This is a genomic window from Streptomyces sp. NPDC002884 (assembly GCF_040295245.1).
Classification (GTDB): domain Bacteria; phylum Actinomycetota; class Actinomycetes; order Streptomycetales; family Streptomycetaceae; genus Streptomyces.
This window is the reverse complement of sequence record NZ_JBEOVB010000042.1, coordinates 1-21,974: the sequence shown is the minus strand read 5'-3', so window position 1 is coordinate 21,974 and position 21,974 is coordinate 1. Positions and strand designations below refer to the sequence as shown.

The following is a 21,974-nucleotide window of genomic DNA, read 5'->3' as shown; positions in this document are numbered from 1 at the left end:
AACATGTGGAGAGCAACTCACCCCAGTCGGTAACGGGACGGGAACCCTATGACGCGGATCGCCGCCGTTCACGGTGCCCTCGCACCGCACCGTCGCACCCAGTCCGAGATCACCGACATGGTGGCCCGCACCTGCCTGCCCGAGGGCGCCGACCGCCGGGTCCTGGACCGGCTGCACCGCAGCGCGAAGGTCGGCTCGCGCCATATGACGTTGCCGCTCGAACGGTACGGCGAGCTGGACGGATTCGGCTCCTCCAACGACGTCTTCATCGCCGCCGCCACCGACCTGGGCGCCAAGGCCGTCCGCGAGGCACTGCACGCGGCCCGTCTGTCCGCGGCCGACGTGGACCTGCTGGTCTTCACCTCCGTCACCGGTATTGCCACCCCCTCGATCGACGCACGTCTGGCCGGCCGCCTCGGCATGCGGCCCGATGTCAGGCGGCTGCCCCTGTTCGGCCTGGGCTGTGCCGGCGGCGCCGCCGGACTGGCCCGTACGCACGACTATCTGCTGGGCCGTCCCGGCCACGTGGCGGTGTTGCTGTCGGTCGAACTGTGCTCGCTCACCTTCCAGCGCGACGACGCCTCCATGGCCAACCTGGTCGCCACCGGGCTGTTCGGCGACGGCGCCGCCGCGGTCGTCGCGTGCGGCGCGGACCGCCCCGCCGACACCGGCGGCCCGGTGATCGTGGACACCCGCAGCCACCTGTACCCGGACACCGGGCGCGTCATGGGCTGGGACATCAAGGACTCGGGCTTCCAGGTCGTCCTCGACCCGCGGGTCCCCGACGTGGTGCGCCGGTACCTGGCCGACGACGTCGAGGGGTTCCTCGGCGACCACGGCCTGAAGCCGAAGGACGTGACCGCCTGGGTGTGCCACCCCGGCGGCCCCAAGGTCCTTCAGGCCGTCACCGAGAGCCTCGAACTGCCCGACGACGCCCTGGATATGACGTGGCGTCATCTGGCCGACGTCGGCAACCTGTCCTCGTCCTCGGTGCTTCACGTGCTGCGCGACACCCTGGCCGAGCGCCGACCGCCGCCGGGCACCCCGGGTGTGCTGCTGGCGATGGGGCCCGGCTTCGCCTGCGAACTCGTCCTGCTGCGCTGGTAGTCCGGACCGACGAGGGACACGACGAGGGACACGGGACACATGATCTGGTACGGACTGCTGGTGGCCGTCGTCGCCGCCGAACGCGTCGCCGAACTCGTCGTCGCCCGCCGCAACGAACGGTGGAGCGCCGCCCGCGGCGCGACCGTGACCGGGCAAAGCCACTATCCGGCGATGGTCGCCCTCCACACCGGCCTGCTGATCGCCTGCCCGGTCGAGGTCTGGCTGGCCGACCGCCCCTTCGTACCCGCCCTGGCCTGGCCGATGCTGGCCGTGCTGGCGGGCGCCCAGGCCCTGCGGTGGTGGTGCATCCACACCCTGGGCCCCCGTTGGAACACCCGGGTGATCGTCGTACCCGGCCTGCCGCTGGTGACGGACGGCCCCTACCGGTGGCGGTGGCTGCGGCATCCGAACTACGTGGCCGTCGTCGCCGAGGGCGCGGCGCTGCCCCTCGTCCACACCGCCTGGGTCACCGCGGCCGTGTTCACTGCGCTCGACGCCGCCCTGCTCACCGTACGCATCCGCTGCGAGAACCGGGCGCTGGCCGCCGCGACGCCCTCGACCACGGCCACGCCGACCACGACCGCTCCGGCGTGATCGACGTCCTGGTGGCCGGCGGCGGACCGGCCGGTCTGGCCGCCGCCATCCACGCCGCGCTCGCCGGCCTGGAGGCCGTCGTCGTCGAACCCCGCACCTCGCCCGTGGACAAGGCCTGCGGAGAGGGCGTCATGCCCGGCGGTGTCGCCGCGCTGCGCGCACTGGGCGTCGAGGTCACCGGCCGCGAACTGCGAGGCATCCGCTACGTGGACGGCACCACCAGCGCCGACGCGTCCTTCCGCGGCAGCAACGGGCTGGGAATCCGCCGTACGACGCTGCACTCCGCACTGCACCGGCGCGCTGTCGGCCTCGGTGTGCGGATGCTGGCGGGCAAGGTCGGCGAGGTGCGCCAGAGCACGGACACGGTCACGGCCGCGGGAATCACGGCCCGTTGGCTGATCGCCGCCGACGGTCTGCACTCCCCGGTGCGTCGCGGCCTGGGGCTGGACCTGCCGGGCCGTCCCCACGGCCGCTACGGACTGCGCCGGCACTACCGCGCCGCGCCGTGGACGGACTTCGTGGAGGTCCACTGGTCCGAGCACGGCGAGGCCTATGTGACACCGGTCGACGACGACCTCGTGGGCGTCGCGATCCTGAGCCGCAACCGTTGCGGGTACGACGGACACCTGGCCGCCTTCCCGGCCCTCACCGCGTCGCTGCGCGGCCCGGCCGCGACGGAGGTACGCGGCGCCGGACCACTGCGGCAGCGGGTGCGGCGCAGAACCGCCGGCCGTGTCCTGCTCGTCGGCGACGCCGCCGGCTACCTGGACGCCCTCACCGGCGAGGGCATCGCTCTCGCGCTGGCGACGGCCGGCGCCGCCGTCCGCTGCCTGACCGACGGCCGGCCGGCCGCGTACGAGCGCGCCTGGGTGCGGCTGACCCGACGACACCGGCTACTGACCGGGGCCCTGCTGGCCGCGAGCCGCCGTGCCGGCACCGCCCGCCTCATCGTCCCCGCGGCGTCCCGAATGCCCCCGCTGTTCTCGGCCGCGGTCCACGCCCTGCAGTAGCGGCCCGGCCCGTGTACCGGTCCAGGGGCACCGGCATTCACCTCTCGGCGTCGGACCAGGTCGCCGGATCGCACCGCACCTTCTCGTGACCCGCCCTCGGGGCGCCTGCCGAGTCGATCTCTCCACTGCCGCCGCTGGTGATCGCCGGCTCCGGGGCGGACACCCGCTGCCCCTCCCGGGGGTCACGAACGTGGGCGCGTCCGTGAGATGCAAGGCTGGAAGAGGCGTCGCGCCGGACAAGCCGGACGCCATGGCGACAGGAGGTACACGGTCCCGTGCAGATGCTCAGCCGATTCCGGCTCAGGTCGGCGCCCTCGTGGCTGCGTGACCACGATCCCGAACTGGCGGCCACCCGGCGTGCCGGGCGGACGGCCATCGTGATGCCCGCCCTGTTCGCCCTGTGCAGCCAGGTCATCGGCTCACCGACGATGGCGACGTTCGCCGCGTTCGGTTCGTTCTCGATGCTCCTGTTCGTGGACTTCACCGGCCCGATGGTGCAGCGACTCCGGGCACACCTCGGTCTGGCGGTGGCCTGGGCCGTCCTCATCTGCCTGGGGACGCTCGTGGCCGACGTGACCTGGCTCGCGGTCACCGCCATGGTCGTCATCGGCTTCCTGGTGCTGTTCTCCGGCGTGGTCAGTTCCGTACTGGCGGGCGCGTCCACCGCACTGCTGCTGGCGTTCATCCTCCCGGTGACCTCACCCGCCCCGTTCTCCGACCTTCCCGACCGGCTCGCGGGCGCGGGCCTCGCGGCGGCCGCCTCCCTGCTCGCCATCGTCTTCCTGTGGCCCCGCCCCGCCGCGGACCCGCTCGCCGCACCCGCCGCCCAGGTCTGCCGTGCCGCCGCCGCGCAACTGCGCACCGACGCGTCCCTCCTGGCCGGCGGTCAGGGCGCGCCGAGCACCGGGCAGTGCCGTGCGACGGCCGACGAGGCCTCGGCCGCGGCGGCCGGGCTGCGTACCGTGTTCGACGCCACCCCCTATCGCCCCACCGGCCTGTCCACCAGCTCGCGCGCCACGGTCCGTCTCGTCGACGAACTGACGTGGCTCAGCGGCATCCTGGCCGACAGCGCGCCCTCTCCGGACGGCCGTCCGGCGTGCGACGCCGACGCCCGGTCCGTACGGCGGGCCGCCGCGGCCGTGCTCGACGAGGTGGCCACGCTGCTCGATGCCCCGGCCGGCTCCCCGGACCGGCTGCACTCCGCTGCGCAGAAGCTGCGCACGGACATGGCCGACATGGAGCGCAACGCCACCACCCGGCTGCCCGTGAACCGGGGCGGAACCGGCACACCCTCCCAGGTGCACCCGGTCATCGGCGCCCTGGACCTGTCGTTCCGGGCGCAGGAGCTGGGTTTCGCGGCGCTGCAGATCGCCGACAACGTGGACCTGGTCGCAGCGGCCGAACGCCGGAGCTGGTTCGAGCGAGTGCTCGGCGGCGAGCCCGGTGCCGCGACCGCGCCGCTGGCCTCGGCGCGCGAGCGGGCCGCCGCGCACCTCAAGCCGCAGTCCGTCTGGCTGCACAACAGTCTGCGGGGAGCGGTCGGTCTCGGTATCGCGGTCGCCCTCGCGAACGTGACGGGCGTCCAGCACTCGTTCTGGGTTCTTCTGGGCACGTTGTCGGTGCTGCGCTCCAACGCCCTCAACACCGGGCAGAACGCGGTGCGCGCCCTGGGCGGCACCGTCGCGGGTTCGATCATCGGCACCGTGCTGCTGCAGCTCATCGGTCATCACGGCACGGTTCTCTGGTTCCTGCTGCCCCTCGCGGTGCTCCTCGCCGGCATCGCCCCCGCCGCGATCTCCTTCGCCGCCGGTCAGGCGTCCTTCACCATCACGCTGGTCATCCTGTTCAACATCGGCCAGGACCCCGACTGGCACATCGTGCTCCTGCGGATCCAGGACATCGCGATCGGCTGTGCGGTGAGTGTGCTGGTGGGGCTCTTCTTCTGGCCTCGCGGCGCGGCCGCCGCGGTCGACCGTGCGCTGGCCGAGGCGTACCGAAAGAGCGCCCGGTACCTGGCATGCGCGGTGGAATACGCCGTCGGCCGCTGCGGTACCGAGCCCGTCTCCGCCGATGCCGCGCTGCAGGAGCGCCTCGAAGCCGCGGCCGCCGCGCGAAGGCTCGACGACGCCTTCCGCAGCTATCTGGCCGAGCACGGCCCCAAACCGGTGCCTCTGGCCGATATGACCACCCTGGTCACCGGCATCGTGGGGTTGCGCCTGGCGGCGGACGCGGTGCTGGGACTGTGGCAGCGCGCCGGCGAGCTGCGGCCCGAGCCTGACCGGGCCGGTGCTCGTGTCGTCCTCCTGGGCACCGTGGGCCGCGTCTCCGGCTGGTACCGGGACCTCGCCGCCGGTCTGGGTCAGGACACCCCCGTCCTGGATCCGCTGCCGCGCAACCCCGGTGCCGAGGCGGAGCTGGTCGCATCGCTCCGCCGCGATCTGAGCGACGAGAACGGGCAGGCCACGGACACCGCCGTACGCATGATCTGGACCGCCGACCACCTCGACGCCGCCCGCCGGCTCCAGCCGAGCCTGGCGGCGGCCGCGGGGGCGGGGGCCGGGGCCGGGGCGGGGGCGGGCAAGCCAAGTCCCGCCTGAGACCGACAGGCCACGACGGTCCGCGGGCACATCCGACGAGCAAGGAGCACCTGTGCACCGCATCGAGCCGGGTACGGAGGCCCGCTCCGAGCCGGCCGGCGCCGCGGGCCGACGTCACGGCGCTCGACGGTCGTGGGCGTGAGGGGTTCCGCGACGTCGTCGGCGTCGGCCGCGTCGACGATCGTCACGTCTCTCGTCATCCCGCCGGTGCCGGGGTCATGAGGTCTTCTCCTTGAGGAGTACGGACGCCGCCGCCGTCAGGACCACGAGCAGCGCGGCGATCAGGAGGCTGGTGCGCAGCCCGTGCAGGAAGTGCGCGTGGTGGGAGACCAGGGCGCCGAAAACGGCCACGGACAGGGCGCCACCGAGCTGGCGGGAGGCGTTCAGCACGCCGCTCGCGGTACCTGCGCGCCGGGCGGGGACCCGGTCGAGGAGCAGTGAGGTCACACCCGGTACGGCGAGGCCGCCGCCGGTTCCGACCGGCACCATCAGCACGACGAGCAGCCAGGCGGGCGCCGACGCCGGCACCACGCCCAGCGCCACCAGGCCGACGGCCATCAGAAGCTGCCCGGCGACGACCGGCATCCGCGGCCCGAACCTCGCGGCGAACCAGGCGGCCGTCGAGCTGACGACCGCGGTCAGCAGTGTCATCGGCAGGAACGCCAGCCCGGTGGCCGTCGGAGACAGGCCACGGTCCTGCTGGAGGTACAGGCCGAGCAGGAAGATCATCCCGTAGAAGCCGACGTTGAGCGCGAATCCGATGGCCGCCGAGAGCGCCATCGTCCGGGCGCGCAGGAGCTCCAGCGGCACCATCGGGTTGCGGCCGCGCGCCTGGGCCACCAGGAAGACCACGGCCGCCGCAACGGCCACCGCCAGGGCGAGCAGCACCCGCGGCGCGCCCATGCCCACGGCGCCGGCCTCGATCGCCGCGTAGGTCAGGCCGCCCATCGCGGCCACCGCGGCGATCTGCCCGGTCCAGTCGAACGGGGCGTCGCCCCGGCGGGTCGAGCGGGCGGTCCGGGTGAGCAGGAACAGCGCCAGCACACCCACCGGGAGGTTGACGAAGAAGATCATCCGCCAGTTGAGCTCACTGAGCACACCGCCCAGCACCGGCCCGGCCGCGGCGCCCACCGAGCCGCCCATCGCCCACACCGAGATCGCCCGGGCACGCCGGGCGGGGTCGGGGAACGCCTCGCGGATCAGCGCCAGCGACGCCGGCACGATCACCGCGGCGCCCGCGCCCTGCACCAGCCGCGCCACGACCAGCACACCCAGGTCCGGTGCGAGACCGCAGGCCGCCGAGGCGACGGTGAACACCACGAGCCCCGCGCCGAACGCCTGCCGCGCACCGATCCGGTCGGTCACCGACCCCGCGGACAGCAGCAGCGCGGCGAACATCAGCGTGTAGCCGTCCACCACCCACTGCAGCCCCGTCATCCCGCCGCCGAAGCCGCGCCCGATCTCGGGCAGCGCGACGTTGACGATCAGGGCGTCGAGCGTCATCACGAAGAAGCCGAGCAGCGCGGCCGCCAGCGCCCACCGGGCACCGTTCGCGGTGCCGGGTCGGCCGGCGGCGGTGTCGGCGGACGACGGCCTGTCCGATGCGACAGAACTGGACACGAGTGGTTCTCCTGAGAACGAGGCGAAAGGGATTCTCCGCGGCGGGACGAGTGCTTCAACCGCGCCGTCCAGCCTGCGCGCCGGACGCCTCGCGTGGCAGGCCGAGCTGTGCCGGGGAGCGCTGTTCGGGGGTGCGACAGGGCCCCCGACCCGGCGCGGGGAACCGTCCCGCCCGTCCCACTTGTCCTGTCCGGCCTGCCCGTCCCGCCGCACTGGTTCCATGGCACGTGAGCGGCGCAACGGCGGCAACGGCACCGACCCGGATGCCCCGACCTCGTCGGGCTCTTCGGGCTCTTCGGGCTCTTCGGGCTCTTCGACGAACTGCCGGCCGAGAGCCCGGAGTTCGTAGGGCTCTGGGGCCGCTACGACGTACGGGCGCACACCCACGGCAGCAAGACCGTCCGCCTCCGGACGTCGGCGAACTCGCCCTCGCCCACCGGTCCGCGTCGACGACGGTCGGTCAGGGCTTGATCAGGACCTTCAGGGCCGTCCGGTCGGCCATGGCCCGGTAGCCGTCCGGTACGCCGTCGAAGCCGACGGTGTGATCGAAGACCCGGCCGGGATCGACCGTGCCGTCGAGGATGTCGGGCAGCAGTTCCTCGATGTAGGCGCGGGCCGGGGCGGCGCCGCCGGTGACCGTGATGTTGCCCATCATCGACTCGAACCCGAGCGGGATCCCGGTGTACTGCGCGACGCCGAGCCGGCTGATCACACCACCGTGGCGGACGATGCTCAGCGCCGTGTCCATCGCCTGTGTGGCGCCGACGGCCTCCACCACCGCGTGCGTACCGTCGCCACCGGTCAACTCCCGCACCCGCTCGACGCCTTCCTCGCCACGCTCGGCCACGACGTCGGTCGCGCCGAAGTCCCGGCCCAGGTCGGTACGGTCCGCGTGCCGCCCCATGAGGATGATCCGCTCCGCGCCGAGCCGCTTGGCGGCCAGTACCGCGCACAGTCCGACCGCGCCGTCGCCGATCACCGTCACCGACTTCCCGGGCGCGACCCGGGAGGTCACGACGCCGTGGTGGCCGGTGCAGTACACGTCGGACAGCGTCAGCAGGGACGGCAGCAGAGCCGAGTCCTCGGCCACCGGCAGCTTCACCAGCGTGCCCTGCGCCTGCGGTACGCGGACGGCCTCGCCCTGGCCGCCGTCCACACCGTTCGGGCCCCACTGGCCGCCGTGACGGCAGGAGGTGTGCAGCCCCTCGCTACAGAAGTCGCAGGTGTTGTCCGACCAGACGAAGGGTGCGACCACCAGGTCACCGGACTTCAGCCCGGCCACCTCCGATCCGACGTCCTCGACCACGCCGAGGAACTCGTGGCCCATGCGCCGGCCCGCTTCGGAGGCGGGCATCGACCCGTAAGGCCACAGGTCGCTGCCGCAGACGCAGGAGCGCACGACGCGTACGACGGCGTCGGTGGGGTCCTGGATCTTCGGGTCGGGGACGTTTTCCACGCGCACGTCTCCGGCGCCGTACATCAGCGTTGCTCGCATGAGACTTCTCCCTGCTGTGTTGATGGGAATGGGTATCGATCAGGGGTCGCGACGATCAGGGGTCGCCACGATCAAAAACCGGCCGGGGACAGCGACCGCGGGTCCGTCGGTCCCCGGGTGCGCCTGCGCGGAGCGTCGTACTCCTCGTCGGGGGCCTTTTCGAGCCACTCGGTCTCGGGGCTGCCGTCGCCGGTCCCCTCACGTATCGCGAGGTGCTCCCTGAAGCGGTTCGCGGCGACCCCGTGCCGGTTTCGATGCCATCGACTCTCCCCGATCCGCGCGCCATGTGGCAGGCCGGGCTGTGCCGGGGAGCGGCGTTCCGGGGTGTGACAGGGCCCCCCACCCATATGCCGCACGGGTCGTGGGGCCCGCAGACTGGAAGACATGAACAGCGAGCAGCACAACGGCGCGGGCACCGAGCTGGGCCGCTTCCTGCGCGCCCGCCGGGCCCGGGTGACCCCGGAGGAGGCCGGCCTGACGGCCGGTTCCGGCCTGCGCCGTACGCCCGGGCTGCGCCGCGAGGAGCTGGCCACCCTGGCCGGAATCAGCATCGACTACTACGTCCGCCTGGAGCGCGGCAAGGAGACCCGGCCCAGCGCGTCCGTGGTCGATTCCCTCGCCCGCGCCCTCCTGCTGGAGGAGGACGAGCACGAGCACCTGCGCGGCCTGGCCGCCCGTGCCGCGCGCAGTGCGCCCGCGCCGGCCGCCGCGCCGAGCCGCACCGTCCGGCCCGGCGTGAAGCTGCTCCTGGAGAGCCTGCGCCCCCACCCCGCGCACGTCGTCAGCCGCACCGACGACCTGCTCGCGGCCAACCCCGGCGGACTGCGGCTCCTCCCCGGCATCCAGGACTGGCCGCCCAGGGAGCGCAACATCGCCCGCTACCTCTTCCTCCACCCCGCCTCACGGGAGCTGTTCCACGACTGGAACACCCAGGTCCGCGGCTGCGTGGCCCGGCTGCGCGCCCTGGCCGGCACCGACCCCGACGCCCCCGACCTCACCCGGCTCGCCGGTGAACTCCTGCTGAAGAGCCCGGAGTTCGCCCGCCTGTGGGAGCGCTACGACGTCAAGGGACACTCCTACGGCCGCAAGACCTTCCACCACCCCGAGATCGGCGACCTGACCCTCGGCTACCAGTCCATGGAACTGGAAGGCACCCCCGGCCACCGCATGGTGACGTACTACGCCGAGCCCGGCACCGCGGATCACGACGCGATGGTCCTGCTCGACCTGCTCGGGCAGGAGCAGCCCGCGAAGCGGACGCCGGCACGCGACGACCGGTCGTGATGTCGGGATCGTCGGCCGCGGCACGGGCCGGGTCGTCCTCGGCTACCGGTGCCTGGAGCCGTACGACGTGTTGGTCACGATCGCGTACGCCGTCGCTGTTCGGCCATCGTGTCCGGATCCGCGGCGGGTCGGGGAGACGTCAGGTCGAGCAGGAGCATGGCGTCGTGGTCGGGGGTGCCGGGTTCGGCGGTGTAGACACCGAGGCGCTGGCCGGGCGTGTCCTCGATGTGCATGCTCTGGCCGCTGAGGGTGAGCACGCCGACCTGCGGGTGGTGGAAGGTCTTCTGGGTCTTCTTGCGGCCGACGACGTCGTAGCGCTCCCAGAGTCCCGCGAAGTCGGGGCTCTTGAGCAGGAGTTCGCCCACCATGTCGGTGAGGTCGGGGGCGTCCGGGTCCATGCCGGACTGGGCGCGCAGCCGGGCGACGCAGCCGCGGACCTGGTAGTCCCAGTCGGGAAAGAGGACGCGCGCGGTGGGGTGGAGGAAGAGGTAGCGGGCGATGTTGCGCCGGGGGGCGGGCCAGTCGGCGAGGCCCGCGAACAGGGCGAGGCCGCCGGGGTTCCAGGCGAGCAGGTCCATGCTGCGGCTGACGACGTAGGCGGGGCTCGGCCGGAGCGTCTCCAGGACCAGTTTCAGGTGCGGGCGCACGGTGCGGCTCGGCGGCAGCGGGGGTTCGGGGGCGTACCGCGCGGCCCGGGTGGCGAGCTCGCGCAGGTGCCGGGCCTCCGCGTCGTCGAGGTGCAGGGCGCGGGCGAGGGCGTCGAGCACGGCAGGGCTGGGGCGGGTCTCCTTGCCGCGTTCCAGGCGGACGTAGTAGTCGATGCTGATGCCGGAGAGCGTGGCCAGTTCCTCGCGGCGCAGACCGGGGGTGCGGCGCAGCCCGGCGCCCACGGTGAGGCCCACCTGGTCGGGGCTCGTCTGCGTGCGCCGCGCGCGCAGGAACCGGCCCAGCTCGCCGCCGCTCCTGTCTGTGCTCTGCTCGGATGCCATGCAACCAGTCTCACACCGCACTGACCTGCGTGGCAGGAGCGTGGGGGGCCCTGTCATTACCCCGAACGCCGCTCCCCGGCACAGCTCGACCTGCCGACCGGGCCGGAAAGGCGGGATGCTCGAAGAACCCGCGAAAGGCAAGGAACGTCCCATGCAGACCGTCACCCTCAACAACGGCGTCCAGATGCCGATCCTCGGTTTCGGCGTCTACCAGATCCCGCCGGAGCAGACCGAGCAGGCCGTCACCGAGGCCCTCGCCGCCGGCTACCGACTGCTCGACACAGCAGCCGCCTACGGCAACGAGGAAGCCGTCGGCCGTGCGATCAAGAGCAGCGGCATCCCGCGCGAGGAGCTGTTCGTCACCACCAAGCTGTGGGTCCAGGACGCGCCCGCCCAGGAGAACACCGAGCGTGCCTTCGAGGCATCCCTGACCAAGCTCGGCCTGGACCACCTCGACCTGTACCTGATGCACCAGCCCTACGGCGATGTCTACGGCCAGTGGCGCGCCATGGAGGTCCTTCACCGCGAGGGCCGCGCCAAGGCGATCGGCGTCGCCAACTTCTACCCCGACCGGCTCCTCGACCTCGTGCTCAACAACGAGATCACCCCCGCGGTCAACCAGATCGAGACCCATCCCTTCTTCCAGCGCACCGCCGACCAGGAGCTCATGCGCGAGCACGGGGTCCAGATCCAGTCGTGGGGCGGGTTCGCCGAGGGCAAGAACGACATCTTCTCCCATCCCGTCCTGAGCGGGATCGGCGCACAGCACGGGAAGTCCGTGGCGCAGGTCGTGCTGCGGTGGCTGACCCAGCGCGGGGTCGTCGCGATCCCCAAGTCGGTCCGCGCCGAGCGCATGGCGGAGAACTTCGACGTCTTCGACTTCGAGCTCACCGACGACCAGATGGCGGCCGTCGCGGCGCTGGATACCGGGGCGACGCTGTTCTTCGACCACCGCGACCCGGCGATGGTGAGCTGGCTCAGCGCACGGCGCCTGGACGGCTGACCACCGAGGCGCCCCCGGACCGCTTCGGGGGCGCTTCTCCGTCCCCTCCCGCGCGTGGGGGACGCAGAGCCACCTGCGGCTGATGACGGTGAACGGCACTGCCGCGGTCACGCTACGGCCTGGCGGGCGCAGAAGTGTCGCTGCGCCCGGCTGTGGCCGTCGCGGCCATGGAGGCGAGGAGAAGGAGCTTCTCGGCGCCGCCCGTCCGGGGTTCGGCGTGGTGGCGGTCCGTCCGGGGTTCGGCGTGGTGGCAGGTGCCGCCGTCTGCGGAAGATCCGGCACTCGGGTCTCCTCTCCGCTCGCACGACCGCGCCGGCCGGCGCCCTCCCCCCGCGGCCTCCTCGGATCCTTCGGCTTCCTCGCCTCCCCCGACGCCTTCGGCCTCCTCGGCCACCTCCACCCTCTCGCCCCCCTCCGCCGCCTCGGCCCCTTCCACCCCCTCGCTCCCTTCCACCCCCACCGTTTCTGCTATGCCCTGGTATCCGACCGGACCCACCACGCGCTGTGACCGAATGGGGCACACAACGCCGGGGAACCATGTGGCGCATCTCTTGACGACACCCGTCAACTCTCATAGCTTTCCAGCGTCTTGACCGTTTGAAACGATTCAATCCCACTGGACGCTTGGTTCGTGCTGCCCCGATCCTCGCTCGCCCATCCGCCACAGGCTGCGCCCGGACCGGGAGTCGCCGCCGAGTCCACCGCTCAGCCCGGCCGTCCTGCTTCGCCCGACCCGCGTGAAGGAGTACTCCGTTGGCCAGTCAGTCCACTCCCCCCACCCCCGACTCGCCCGTGCCGCACGAGCGGCCCCCGTTCAGCCGACGCCACTTCCTCAGCACGGCGTCGGCCCTGGCGGCGGGTGCCCTCGCGACGGGAGCCGCCGGCACGCTCGCCGGCAGCGCGCAGGCGGCCACCGGCACACCGCACGCCGTTCCCGTCGAGCTGACCCCGGCCCACTGGATCTGGTACCCGGAGGGGGATCCGGGCACCGAGGCCCCCACCGGACACCGCTACTTCCGCACGACGTTCACCGTCGCGGAGGGCGAGGTGACCGACGCACAGCTCGTCGTCACCGGCGACGACACCGTCGACGTATGGCTCAACGGAAAGCCTCTGGCCGGCTCTCCCAGAGCCGCCCGCTCCTGGCGCAACGCCCTGTACGTGGACCTGCGGCCTGCCGTGACCACGGGTGTCAACACCATCGCGCTGGCGAGCCGGACCCGGGGCGGCGCCGCCGGCGTCATCGGGCGGCTCCGCGTCCTGACCACCGGTGGCACGACCGATGTCGTCACCGACGGTCGCTGGGCCGCGGGCAAGGCCGTGGCCGCGGGATGGGAACGGCCCGGCTTCGGTGTCGAAGGCTGGCCGGCCGCCCGCGATCTCGGCGCCTACGGAACAGCCCCCTGGTACACCCAGGTCAGCGCCCCCGATCTCGCGGCCCCCTCGCCGCTGAGCGTGGCAGCCTGCACCGTGGAGCGACTCGCCGGCCCGCTGGGCGTGGACACGGCGCACCCGCGCTTGGGCTGGGTCCTCGACGCGACGGAGCAGCAGCAGCGCCAGGGCGGCTACCGGATCCAGGTCTCGTCCACGGCCCGCGGCTCGGGCGACCTGTGGGACAGCGGCCGCGTCGTGTCCGACCGGCAGATCGACATCGCCTACGCGGGCAAGCCCCTGACGAGCCTGACCCGCTACTTCTGGCGGGTGCGTGTCTGGGACGTCCAGGGCCGGGCGTCCTCGTGGAGCAAGCCGCAGTGGTTCGAGACCGGGCTGCTGGCCGCCGCGGACGAGTGGGCCGCCGCGTTCATCGGGCGGCCTCCCGGCCCGGATCTGTCCGGGGCCACCTGGATCTGGTACCCGGAGGGCGATCCGGCGGCCGGAGTACCCGCCGCGACCCGCTTCTTCCGGCGCACCTTCAGCCTGGCGGGCGCCCCCGCCTCGGCGACCCTGATCGTCACCGGGGACGACACCGCGGATGTCTGGGTCAACGGAGCCCCGGTGAGCACCTCACGACGGGTCGCCGACTCGTGGAAGAGCGCAGCCCTGGTCGATGTCACCGCGCACCTTCGCGGCGGCGACAACACGATCGCGGTCGCGAGCCGGAACACGAGCCAGTCGCCGGCCGGGATGATCGCCAAACTCACGGTGCCCGGCGGCCCGACCGTGGTCACCGACGGATCGTGGAAAGCGCACCAGGACGCGCCCTCCGGGTGGGAGAGCCCGGGATACGACGACGGTGACTGGCCCGCCGCACGCGCGGTCGCCTCGTACGGTGGCGGACCGTGGGCGTCCAACGTACGGGTCGTCGGGCCGGCCCCCCTGCTGCGCAAGAGCTTCACCGTGCGGGGGCGAATCGCCTCGGCACGGCTGCTGACCACCGCGCTCGGTCTGCACGAGACGCGGCTCAACGGCGCGAAGGTCGGCGACGATGTGCTGGCTCCCGGGTGGACCGACTACACCAAGCGCGTGCAGTACAAGGTGTTCGACGTCACCGCGCACGTCCGGCGGGGAACCAACGCGCTCGGGGCCTGGCTCGGCAACGGCTGGTACTCCGGCAGTCTGGGCTTCGCCGGCAGCCGGCGATACGGCACCCAGCCGTTCTACGCGGCGCAGCTGCTCATCACCTTCACCGACGGATCCACTCAGCTGGTGAAGACCGACGGCAGCTGGAAGACCGGCACGAGCGCCATCACGGCGGACGATCTGTACCACGGCGAAACCTACGACGCACGACTGCACGCCGAGGGCTGGGACTCGGCCGGCTTCGACGACAGCGGCTGGGCCACCGTCGTCGTCCACGAGGGGCCCACTCCCCCTCTCGTGGCCCAGGTCGACAACGGTGTCACCGTCCAGCAGGAGTTCCGCTCCGTGTCGCTCACCCAGCCGCAGCCGGGGGTGTGGATCTTCGACATGGGACAGAACTTCACCGGGTGGAACCGCATCGCCGTCCGCGGGGACGCCGGCACCACGGTCACCGTCCGGCACGGCGAGGTCCTCAACCCCGACGGCACGCTCTACACCACGAACCTGCGCGCCGCCCAGGCCACCGACGTCTTCACCCTCGCCGGCACCGGGAGCATCGAGACATACGAGCCCAGGTTCACCGTCCACGGCTACCGTTACGTCGAACTCAGCGGGCTGCCCTCCGATTTCCGGCCCGGCGACACCACCGTCACCGGTCGCGCGGTGTGGACGAACGCCGGGCAGCCGGGCACGTTCAGCACCTCGGACGCGCTGGTCAACAAGCTCCAGCACAACATCGTCTGGGGAGAGCGCAGCAACATGCTCTCGATCCCGACCGACTGCCCCCAGCGCGACGAACGGCTGGGCTGGACCGGCGACATCGCCGCCTTCTGCGCGACGTCCGCCTTCAACCTGAACACACACGCCCTCCTCGCCAAGTTCGTCGACGACCTGGTGGACGCCCAGCAGGCCGACGGCGCCTTCACGGACGTCGCGCCCGCGGTCATCGGCGGTTCCGGCACGGCCGGTTGGGGTGACGCCGGCACCATCGTTCCCTACACGCTGTGGCAGCGCTTCGGCGATCTCACCGTCGTCGAACGGCACTTCACGGCCATGGCCAAATGGGTCGACTACCTGCGCAACACGTCCGGCAGCGACCTGATACGCGATCGGCAGACCTTCGGCGACTGGCTCAACGTCAACGACAACACGGCCCAGGACCTCATCTGCACGGCCTACTTCGCCTGGTCGGCCCGCCTGGTGTCGCGTATGGCGGCCGCCACCGGCCGCAGCGCGGAGGCCACCGCCTACGGACAGCTCGCCGACCAGGTGGCAGCGGCCTTCCGCACCCGCTTCGTGACGGACGACGGCACCGTCCGGGGCGACACCCAGACCGGTTATGTGCTGGCACTGGCCTTCGAGTTGCTGCCCGCCGCCCTGGCCCGGCCGGCCGCGGACAAGCTCGCCGCCAAGGTCGCGGCGACGGACGGACACCTCAGCGTCGGCTTCCTCGGCGTGGAGAACCTCCTTCCCGTGCTGGCCGACCACGGCCATGTCGAGACGGCCTACCGGATACTGCTGCAACGCGGCTTCCCCGGCTGGGGCTACATGATCGACCACGGTGCCACCACGATCTGGGAGCGCTGGGACGGCATCCGCACCGACGGCTCGTTCAACGACCCGGGTATGAACTCCTTCAACCACTACGGTCTCGGCTCGGTCGGCGACTTCCTCTACCGCCAGGTCGGCGGACTCAGCCCCTCGACCCCCGGCTACGCCTCCCTGCGCATCGCACCGCTGCCCGGCGGGGGCCTGACCTCCGCCGACAGCACGTACGCCACCCCCTACGGCACCGCGGCGAGCAGGTGGTCGGTCTCCGACGGTCGGCTGAGACTGCACGTCACCGTACCCGTCAACACCTTCGCCGACGTCACCGTGCCCACCCCACGCCCGGAGTCGGTCGTCGCCCCGCCCCAAGCGGTCCCGACGGGCCCGGCGAGCTATCACCTGCCCGCCGGGAGCTACACCTTCACCGCGGCTGCCTGACCATCGCCGAGCACACGGGGACGGCGGATCCGTGCCGTCCCCGCACGCCCGGCCGCGGGGACGGAAACCGAACACCGTCCGTGAACCGCGCCGCTTCCGGGCGGCTTGGAGCGCCTCCCGGAGGCTCCTCCCCCGGCCGTCGCCCCTCGGGGGTGACGGCCGGGCCTCGGCTCGCGTGGATCAGCGCGCCAGCAGGCTTCGCAGCGCCTTCGCGATCTCGTCGGGTGCCTCCTCGGCCATGAAGTGACCGCAGGAGACCGTCGAATGGTCCAGGTCGGCGGCCCAGGCGCCCCACAGCGTGGCGGCCTCGTAGCCGAGGGCCGCGCCCCAGTCCTGCTGGAGCACGGAGACCGGCATGGCCAGCCTGCGGCCGTCCGCCCGGTCGGTCCGGTCGTGCTCGATGTCGATGCCGGCCGAGGCCCGGTAGTCCGCGACGATGGACGGAACGGCCGCGCGACAGGCGTCGAGGTAGACCTGGCGGATGCCCGGCGGCACCGCCTCGGGGTCGTTGGCCCAGACGTCCAGGAAGTACGAGAAGAACGCGTCCGAACTGTTCTGGATCATCTGCTCGGGCAGGCCGGGCGGCTGCGCCATCAGGTACAGGTGGAAGCCCACGGCCGCCTGCACGCCGTGCAGCGCCTCCCACATGTCCAGGGTCGGCAGGACGTCCAGGCAGGCCAGGTGGGTGATGACGTCCGGGTGGTCGAGTCCGGCGCGGAACGCCACCAGGGCGCCCCGGTCGTGTCCGGCGAGCGCGAACCGCTCGTGGCCCAGTGCGCGGGCCAGGGCGACGATGTCGTCGGCCATCGTCCGCTTGGAGTACACGTCCGGCCCGTCCTCGGCGGGCTTGTCGCTGTCGCCGTAGCCGCGCAGGTCCGGGCAGATGACGGTGTGGTCGGCCGCGAGGTCCCCCGCGACGTGCCGCCACATCAGGTGCGTCTGCGGAAAGCCGTGCAGCAGCACGACGGGAGTGCCGGAGCCGCCGACGGCGACGTTCAGCTCCACGCCGTCCGCCACCTCCACTCGCCGGTAGTCGAATCCCGCGATGCCGTAGGTCATGACTGTGCGCCTTTCCTTGTTGCGGCCCGCCCGTCCGGCGGGCCCGCTTCGATGACGGGCGGGGGTGGATCCGGGCGGACCCGGCCCTCCCCCGCGTGGCATGTCCTGCATGCCCTCGGCCCTGGCGGTGTGCGCCCCGGCCGATGTCCTCAGCCTGTGGGCGGCGAATCAGCAGCGGATGAACGCTTGTAGGTTTGACCTGTTCAAAGGGTTGCGAGGAACGGGCGACGGCGTGCGCGTGGAGTTCGGGGTACTGGGTGCGGTGACCGCGTGGGACGAGGCGGGGCAGCCGCTGGCCCTCAAGGGGCCACGGCATCGCGCGGTCCTGGCCCGGCTGATCGTCGCCCGGCGCCGGGCCGTTCCCGTGGCACGGCTCGCCGAGGACCTGTGGGAGGAGCCGCCCGGTGACGCCGTCAGCTCGCTGCGGACCTTCGTCGGCGATCTGCGGCGCGCCCTGGAGCCCGACCGGCCGCCCCGGACACCGCCCCGGCTGCTGATCACGGAAGGGTCCGGATACGTCCTGCGGGTGCCCAAGGACGACGTCGACGCCTGGCGGTTCGAGCAGGTCGTCGACTCTCTCGGGGAGGCGGGTCCGGCGCGGGTGGCGGAGCGGTTGGGCGAGGCGCTCGGCTGGTGGCGCGGGCCCGCGTTCGCCGACTTCGGCGACGAGCGGTGGCTGCGCTCGGAGCGCTCCCGGCTGACCGAACTTCGTCTGCACGCCGTCGAACGCCGGGCCGAGGCGCGGATCGCCCTCGGACGGGCGGCCGAGGCCGTACCCGACCTGGACGCGCACGTGACCGACCATCCGTGGCGTGAGGACGCCTGGCGGCTGCTCGCGCTGGCCCTCTACCGGTCCGGACGGCAGACCGACGCCCTGTCCGTGCTGCGCCGAGCGCGCGGCATGCTCCGGGACCGGCTCGGCGTGGACCCCGGGCCGCGGCTGAGGCGGCTCGAGGAGGACGTCCTGCGGCAGGCCGACCACCTGGACCCGGACGCCGGGGTCTCCTCCGTGGACCGGGTGTGGGCGGAGGCGACGGCTGCCTACGAGGGGGTGCTGGGCTCCCGTGCCCGAACCCGGCTGGAGTCGACGGTCGGCCTGATGCGGGACCTCGCCGTCACCGGCGGGGGCGGTCTGGAGGCGGCCCGCCGTCATCGGGTGGCCGCCGTCGCGGCTGCGGAGCAGCTCGACGACCCGGAGCTGACGGCCCGCGTCATCGGCGTCTACGACGTCCCCGCGATCTGGACCCGCTCCGACGATCCCGCGCAGGCGCGCCTACTGGTGGAGACCGCGGAGCGCACCCTGCGTTCACTGGCCCCGGGAACCCACGAAGCGGCACGCTGCCGCCTGCTGGCGACGATCGCGGTCGAGTCGCGCGGCACCCTCCCCGCGGACGAGGCTCCGTCCGGGATCCTGGCCCGTCCTCTCCAGGCCGCCGGTCAGGCGGAGGAGATCGCCCGGCGTCTCGATGACGCCGGGCTGCTGGCCTTCGCCCTGAACGGGACGTTCATGCAGTCCTTCCACCGGGCCGGACTCGCCGCCCGCCGCGACGCGATCGGCGCCGAGATCCAGGCACTCTCGGCCCACCACGATCTGGTCCGGTACGAGGTGCTGGGCCACCTCGTCCGCATCCAGGCGCGCTGCGCGCTGGCCGACCTGGCGGGGGCCGACCGGCACGCGACCGCGGTGGACGGGCTGGCGGCCAGACACGACCTGCCCCTGGTGTCGGTGTTCACGACCTGGTACCGCGCGCTGCGGACGGCCACCACCGGCTCGCGCGAGGCCGCGGAGGACGCCTACGAGGAGGCCGCCGCGTCGCTGCGCGGCTCGGGCATGCCCGGCCTGGAGCGGGGTCTGCTGCCACTGGCCCGGCTCTGCCTGCGGCTGCGGCACGGAGCCTCACTCGACGGGTTCGACGAGGCCGCCGACTGGGGACCGTACGAACCGTGGGTCCGGCCCCTGCTGCTGGCCGAAGGGGGGCGGACCGGGGATGCGCGCGCGGCGCTGCACGGCACCGCACCGCCGCCGCGCGACCTGATGTTCGAGGCGCTGTGGTGTCTGACGGCCCGCGCGGCGGTCGCCGTCGGCGACCGGGCCGTCATGGCGCGGGCGCATACGCAGCTGCTGCCGGCGGCCGACGAGGTCGCCGGCGCCGGGAGCGGACTGGTCACGCTGGGGCCGACGGCACGGCAACTGACGGTGCTGGAGTCCGCCCTCCGCTGACGGACACGCCGAAGCGACGGGCCGGGCACCGGTGCCGGGAGGGGGCGGCGTCGGGGGTGGCGGCGTCGGGCCGGTAGGCCGTCCTGGCCAGCATCGTCTCCACCGCCTCGGCCACCACGAGGCCGGTATCGACGGCGCCGACACGCCGTGGTGCTGACAGCCTCACGGGCGAACGGGGCCACCCAACGGCTGCTGCCCGCACGCGGGCCCCCGATCGTGATCGGAGGCCCGCGTGGTCTTCACCTCTGCCCGCTGTTCACGCCCGACGCAGTGCGGAGCGGCCCGCGAAGCGCGCCGAGTCACCCAGCTCCTCTTCGATCCTGATCAGTTGGTTGTACTTCGCCGTGCGGTCGGAGCGGGAGAGCGAGCCGGTCTTGATCTGACCGCAGCCGGTCGCCACCGCCAGATCCGCGATGGTGGTGTCCTCCGTCTCGCCCGAGCGGTGCGACATGACAGCCGTCCAGCCCGCCTCGTGGGCCGTGGTCACCGCGGCCAGCGCCTCGGTCAGAGTCCCGATCTGATTGACCTTGACCAGGACCGAGTTGCCGACGCCGGTGCGGATGCCCTCGCGCAGCAGCGCCTCGTCGGTGCAGAACACGTCGTCGCCGGTGAGCTGGCAGCGGTCGCCGACGCGGGCGGTCAGCTCGCGCCAGCCGTCCAGGTCGTTCTCCGCCATCGGGTCCTCGATGGAGACGACCGGGTAGGCGTCGATGAGCTTGGCGAGGTAGTCGGCGTGCTCGGAGGGGGTCCGGCGCACCCCCTCGCCCGCGTAGTCGTACATCCCGTCGCGGAAGAACTCGGACGACGCCGGGTCCATGACCAGGCCGATGTCCGTGCCGGGGCGGTAGCCGGTGCGCTCGATGGCGGTCATCACGAAGTCGAGCGCCTCCTCAGCGGTACGCAGCGCGGGCGCGAAGCCGCCCTCGTCGCCGACGCCCGTGGAGTGCCCGGCGGCCAGCAGGTCGCGGCGCAGGGTGTGGAAGATCTCGCTGCCCATGCGGACGGCTTCGGCGAAGGTGTCCGCGCCCACGGGCGCGATCATGAACTCCTGGAAGTCCAGCGGGTTGTCGGCATGGGCGCCGCCGTTGACGATGTTCATCATCGGCAGCGGCAGGAGGTGGGCGTCGGCGCCGCCGAGGTAGCGGTAGAGGGGCCGGCGGTGGGCCGCCGCGGCCGCCTTGGCGGCGGCCAGGGAGACGCCGAGGATCGCGTTGGCGCCGAGCCGGGACTTCGTGGCGGTGCCGTCGAGGGCGACCAGCGCGGCGTCGAGCCCCGCCTGGTCCGCCGCGTCCCGGCCGCGCACGGACGCCGCGATCTCCCCGTTGACGTGGGCCACCGCGCGGTCGACGCCCTTGCCGTGCCAGCGCGCGGAGTCGCCGTCGCGCAGTTCCACGGCCTCCCGGGCGCCGGTGGAGGCGCCGGAGGGGACAGCCGCTCGCCCCAGGGACCCGTCCGCCAGGACGATGTCGACCTCGACCGTGGGGTTGCCCCGGCTGTCGATGATCCGGCGGGCGGTGACGGTCTCGATGGCGGCGTCGACGGTTCCGGCTGCCTTTGCGGACATGGGAGTCCCTTCCCGTTGTCGTGTGCCGTGGCCCCGGCTGCGGCAACGCTGGCGCTGAGCCCGACAGCCAAACTGTACAGCAATGCTGCTCAGTTTTGCTGTACAGCAATGCTGTACATATCAGCTGCACAACACTGCTGATCAGCGGGGTAAAGTGCCCTATGCCCACCTCGGAAGCCGCCGCCATCGCCGCCGAACTGCGCACCGCGATGGGAAAGCTCACCCGACGCGTCAAACACGAGGACCGCATCCCGCTGGGCCAGGCCGCCGTGCTCGGTGCACTCGACCGCAACGGCGCCATGACCACCAGCGACCTCGCCGCCGATCAGCGCGTACGCCCCCAGTCGATGGCCCGAGCGGTGGGGCTGCTCATGGAACAGGACCTGATCACGCGCCGGGCGCACCCCACGGACGGCCGCAAGTCGCTGGTCGAGCTGTCGGAGGCGGGCCGGGCCGCGCTCGAAGCGGAGCGCGGCCGCAGGGCCGGCTGGCTCGCGCAGGCCATCGAGGCGGAACTCACGGATGAGGAACGGTCGTTGCTGGCCCGGAGCGCCGCCCTGCTGGAACGGCTCGCCACACGCTAGTCCCCGGACAGGCAACGCCCGCGCCGCCGCTCCCCCGACCCCGTCGCGCCCTCGACTCCGACGCCCACCCCGACACCCCCCGACGCCCGGCACGCACCCCCAAGCTCTCGGCTTCAGCTCAGGGCCGGCTCCCCGTGGCGCGACACGCCTCAGCCGCCGTTGGCGGCCGGCCCGTTCATGGCGGGGCCCAGGTCCACCGGGGTGGCCGTGGCGGTCGGCGGCGGGGTGAGGACGACCAGCGGCTGACCGGCGGGCGGGACCGGCGGGGTCATGTCCGACTTGGGCAGCTTCGGCGGGGTGGTCTGGGTGAACAGCGTGGTGTCGAAGTCGACCAGACCGGT

General features: G+C 72.8%; 14 protein-coding genes and 1 pseudogene. 9 read left to right on the top strand and 6 right to left on the bottom strand.

Features of this window, described 5'->3' with window-relative positions; translation table 11 throughout:
* Positions 1-48 precede the first annotated feature (48 nt).
* The 4 genes from ABT070_RS40905 to ABT070_RS40890 all read left to right on the top strand — a co-directional run bounded on the left by ABT070_RS40905 (position 49) and on the right by ABT070_RS40890 (position 5,308).
* Positions 49-1,107, top strand: a complete 1,059-nt coding sequence (locus ABT070_RS40905) for a type III polyketide synthase (protein ID WP_351768033.1) — start codon at positions 49-51, stop codon at positions 1,105-1,107.
* A gap of 39 nt (positions 1,108-1,146) precedes the next feature.
* Complete coding sequence (locus ABT070_RS40900) at positions 1,147-1,701, top strand: isoprenylcysteine carboxyl methyltransferase family protein (RefSeq protein ID WP_351768032.1); 555 nt, start codon at positions 1,147-1,149, stop codon at positions 1,699-1,701.
* A complete protein-coding gene (locus ABT070_RS40895; protein WP_351768031.1) occupies positions 1,698-2,711 on the top strand; it encodes an NAD(P)/FAD-dependent oxidoreductase in 1,014 nt (337 codons plus the stop codon). The genes ABT070_RS40900 and ABT070_RS40895 overlap by 4 nt, the downstream gene beginning before the upstream one ends.
* Before the next feature lie 281 nt (positions 2,712-2,992).
* Positions 2,993-5,308, top strand: a complete 2,316-nt coding sequence (locus ABT070_RS40890; RefSeq protein ID WP_351768067.1) for an FUSC family protein — start codon at positions 2,993-2,995, stop codon at positions 5,306-5,308.
* A 216-nt stretch (positions 5,309-5,524) separates the two neighbouring features.
* On the opposite strand, the gene ABT070_RS40885 is transcribed toward ABT070_RS40890, so the two are convergent.
* Together ABT070_RS40885 and ABT070_RS40880 are read right to left on the bottom strand one after the other, a co-directional pair.
* The gene (locus ABT070_RS40885; RefSeq protein WP_351768030.1) at positions 5,525-6,928 is read right to left on the bottom strand and encodes an MFS transporter; all 1,404 of its coding nucleotides are present in this window, start codon (positions 6,926-6,928) and stop codon (positions 5,525-5,527) included.
* Positions 6,929-7,388: 460 nt separating this feature from the next.
* Positions 7,389-8,423 carry a zinc-binding dehydrogenase gene (locus tag ABT070_RS40880; protein ID WP_351768029.1) on the bottom strand — a complete coding sequence of 345 codons (1,035 nt, stop codon included), beginning with the start codon at positions 8,421-8,423 and terminating at the stop codon, positions 7,389-7,391.
* Positions 8,424-8,807: 384 nt separating this feature from the next.
* Between ABT070_RS40880 and ABT070_RS40875 the strand changes: the two genes are divergently transcribed.
* A complete protein-coding gene (locus ABT070_RS40875) occupies positions 8,808-9,707 on the top strand; it encodes a helix-turn-helix transcriptional regulator (RefSeq protein WP_351768028.1) in 900 nt (299 codons plus the stop codon).
* Between the two features lie 74 nt (positions 9,708-9,781).
* Here ABT070_RS40875 and ABT070_RS40870 read toward each other — a convergent pair whose 3' ends face one another.
* Positions 9,782-10,696: a helix-turn-helix transcriptional regulator gene (locus ABT070_RS40870; RefSeq protein ID WP_351768026.1), complete on the bottom strand. Its 915-nt coding sequence runs from the start codon at positions 10,694-10,696 to the stop codon at positions 9,782-9,784.
* Positions 10,697-10,847: 151 nt separating this feature from the next.
* Between ABT070_RS40870 and ABT070_RS40865 the strand changes: the two genes are divergently transcribed.
* Entirely contained in the window at positions 10,848-11,699 is an 852-nt protein-coding gene (locus ABT070_RS40865; protein ID WP_351768025.1) for an aldo/keto reductase, read from the top strand.
* Positions 11,700-12,452: 753 nt separating this feature from the next.
* Positions 12,453-16,205, top strand: coding sequence for a family 78 glycoside hydrolase catalytic domain (locus tag ABT070_RS40860; RefSeq protein ID WP_351768024.1), 3,753 nt, complete (start codon positions 12,453-12,455; stop codon positions 16,203-16,205).
* A 180-nt stretch (positions 16,206-16,385) separates the two neighbouring features.
* On the opposite strand, the gene ABT070_RS40855 is transcribed toward ABT070_RS40860, so the two are convergent.
* Positions 16,386-17,264, bottom strand: a complete 879-nt coding sequence (locus ABT070_RS40855; RefSeq protein ID WP_351768023.1) for an alpha/beta fold hydrolase — start codon at positions 17,262-17,264, stop codon at positions 16,386-16,388.
* Positions 17,265-17,496: 232 nt separating this feature from the next.
* Between ABT070_RS40855 and ABT070_RS40850 the strand changes: the two genes are divergently transcribed.
* Complete coding sequence (locus ABT070_RS40850) at positions 17,497-19,485, top strand: AfsR/SARP family transcriptional regulator (protein ID WP_351768022.1); 1,989 nt, start codon at positions 17,497-17,499, stop codon at positions 19,483-19,485.
* A 256-nt stretch (positions 19,486-19,741) separates the two neighbouring features.
* On the opposite strand, the gene eno is transcribed toward ABT070_RS40850, so the two are convergent.
* A complete protein-coding gene (gene eno, locus ABT070_RS40845; protein ID WP_351768021.1) occupies positions 19,742-21,049 on the bottom strand; it encodes a phosphopyruvate hydratase in 1,308 nt (435 codons plus the stop codon).
* 161 nt (positions 21,050-21,210) lie between these two features.
* On the opposite strand from eno, the gene ABT070_RS40840 reads away from it, so the two are divergent.
* Positions 21,211-21,633, top strand: a complete 423-nt coding sequence (locus tag ABT070_RS40840) for a MarR family winged helix-turn-helix transcriptional regulator (protein WP_351768020.1) — start codon at positions 21,211-21,213, stop codon at positions 21,631-21,633.
* 149 nt (positions 21,634-21,782) lie between these two features.
* Here the strand turns inward: ABT070_RS40840 and ABT070_RS40835 are convergent.
* A pseudogene (locus tag ABT070_RS40835) lies at positions 21,783-21,974 on the bottom strand (DUF4142 domain-containing protein); the annotation flags it as partial.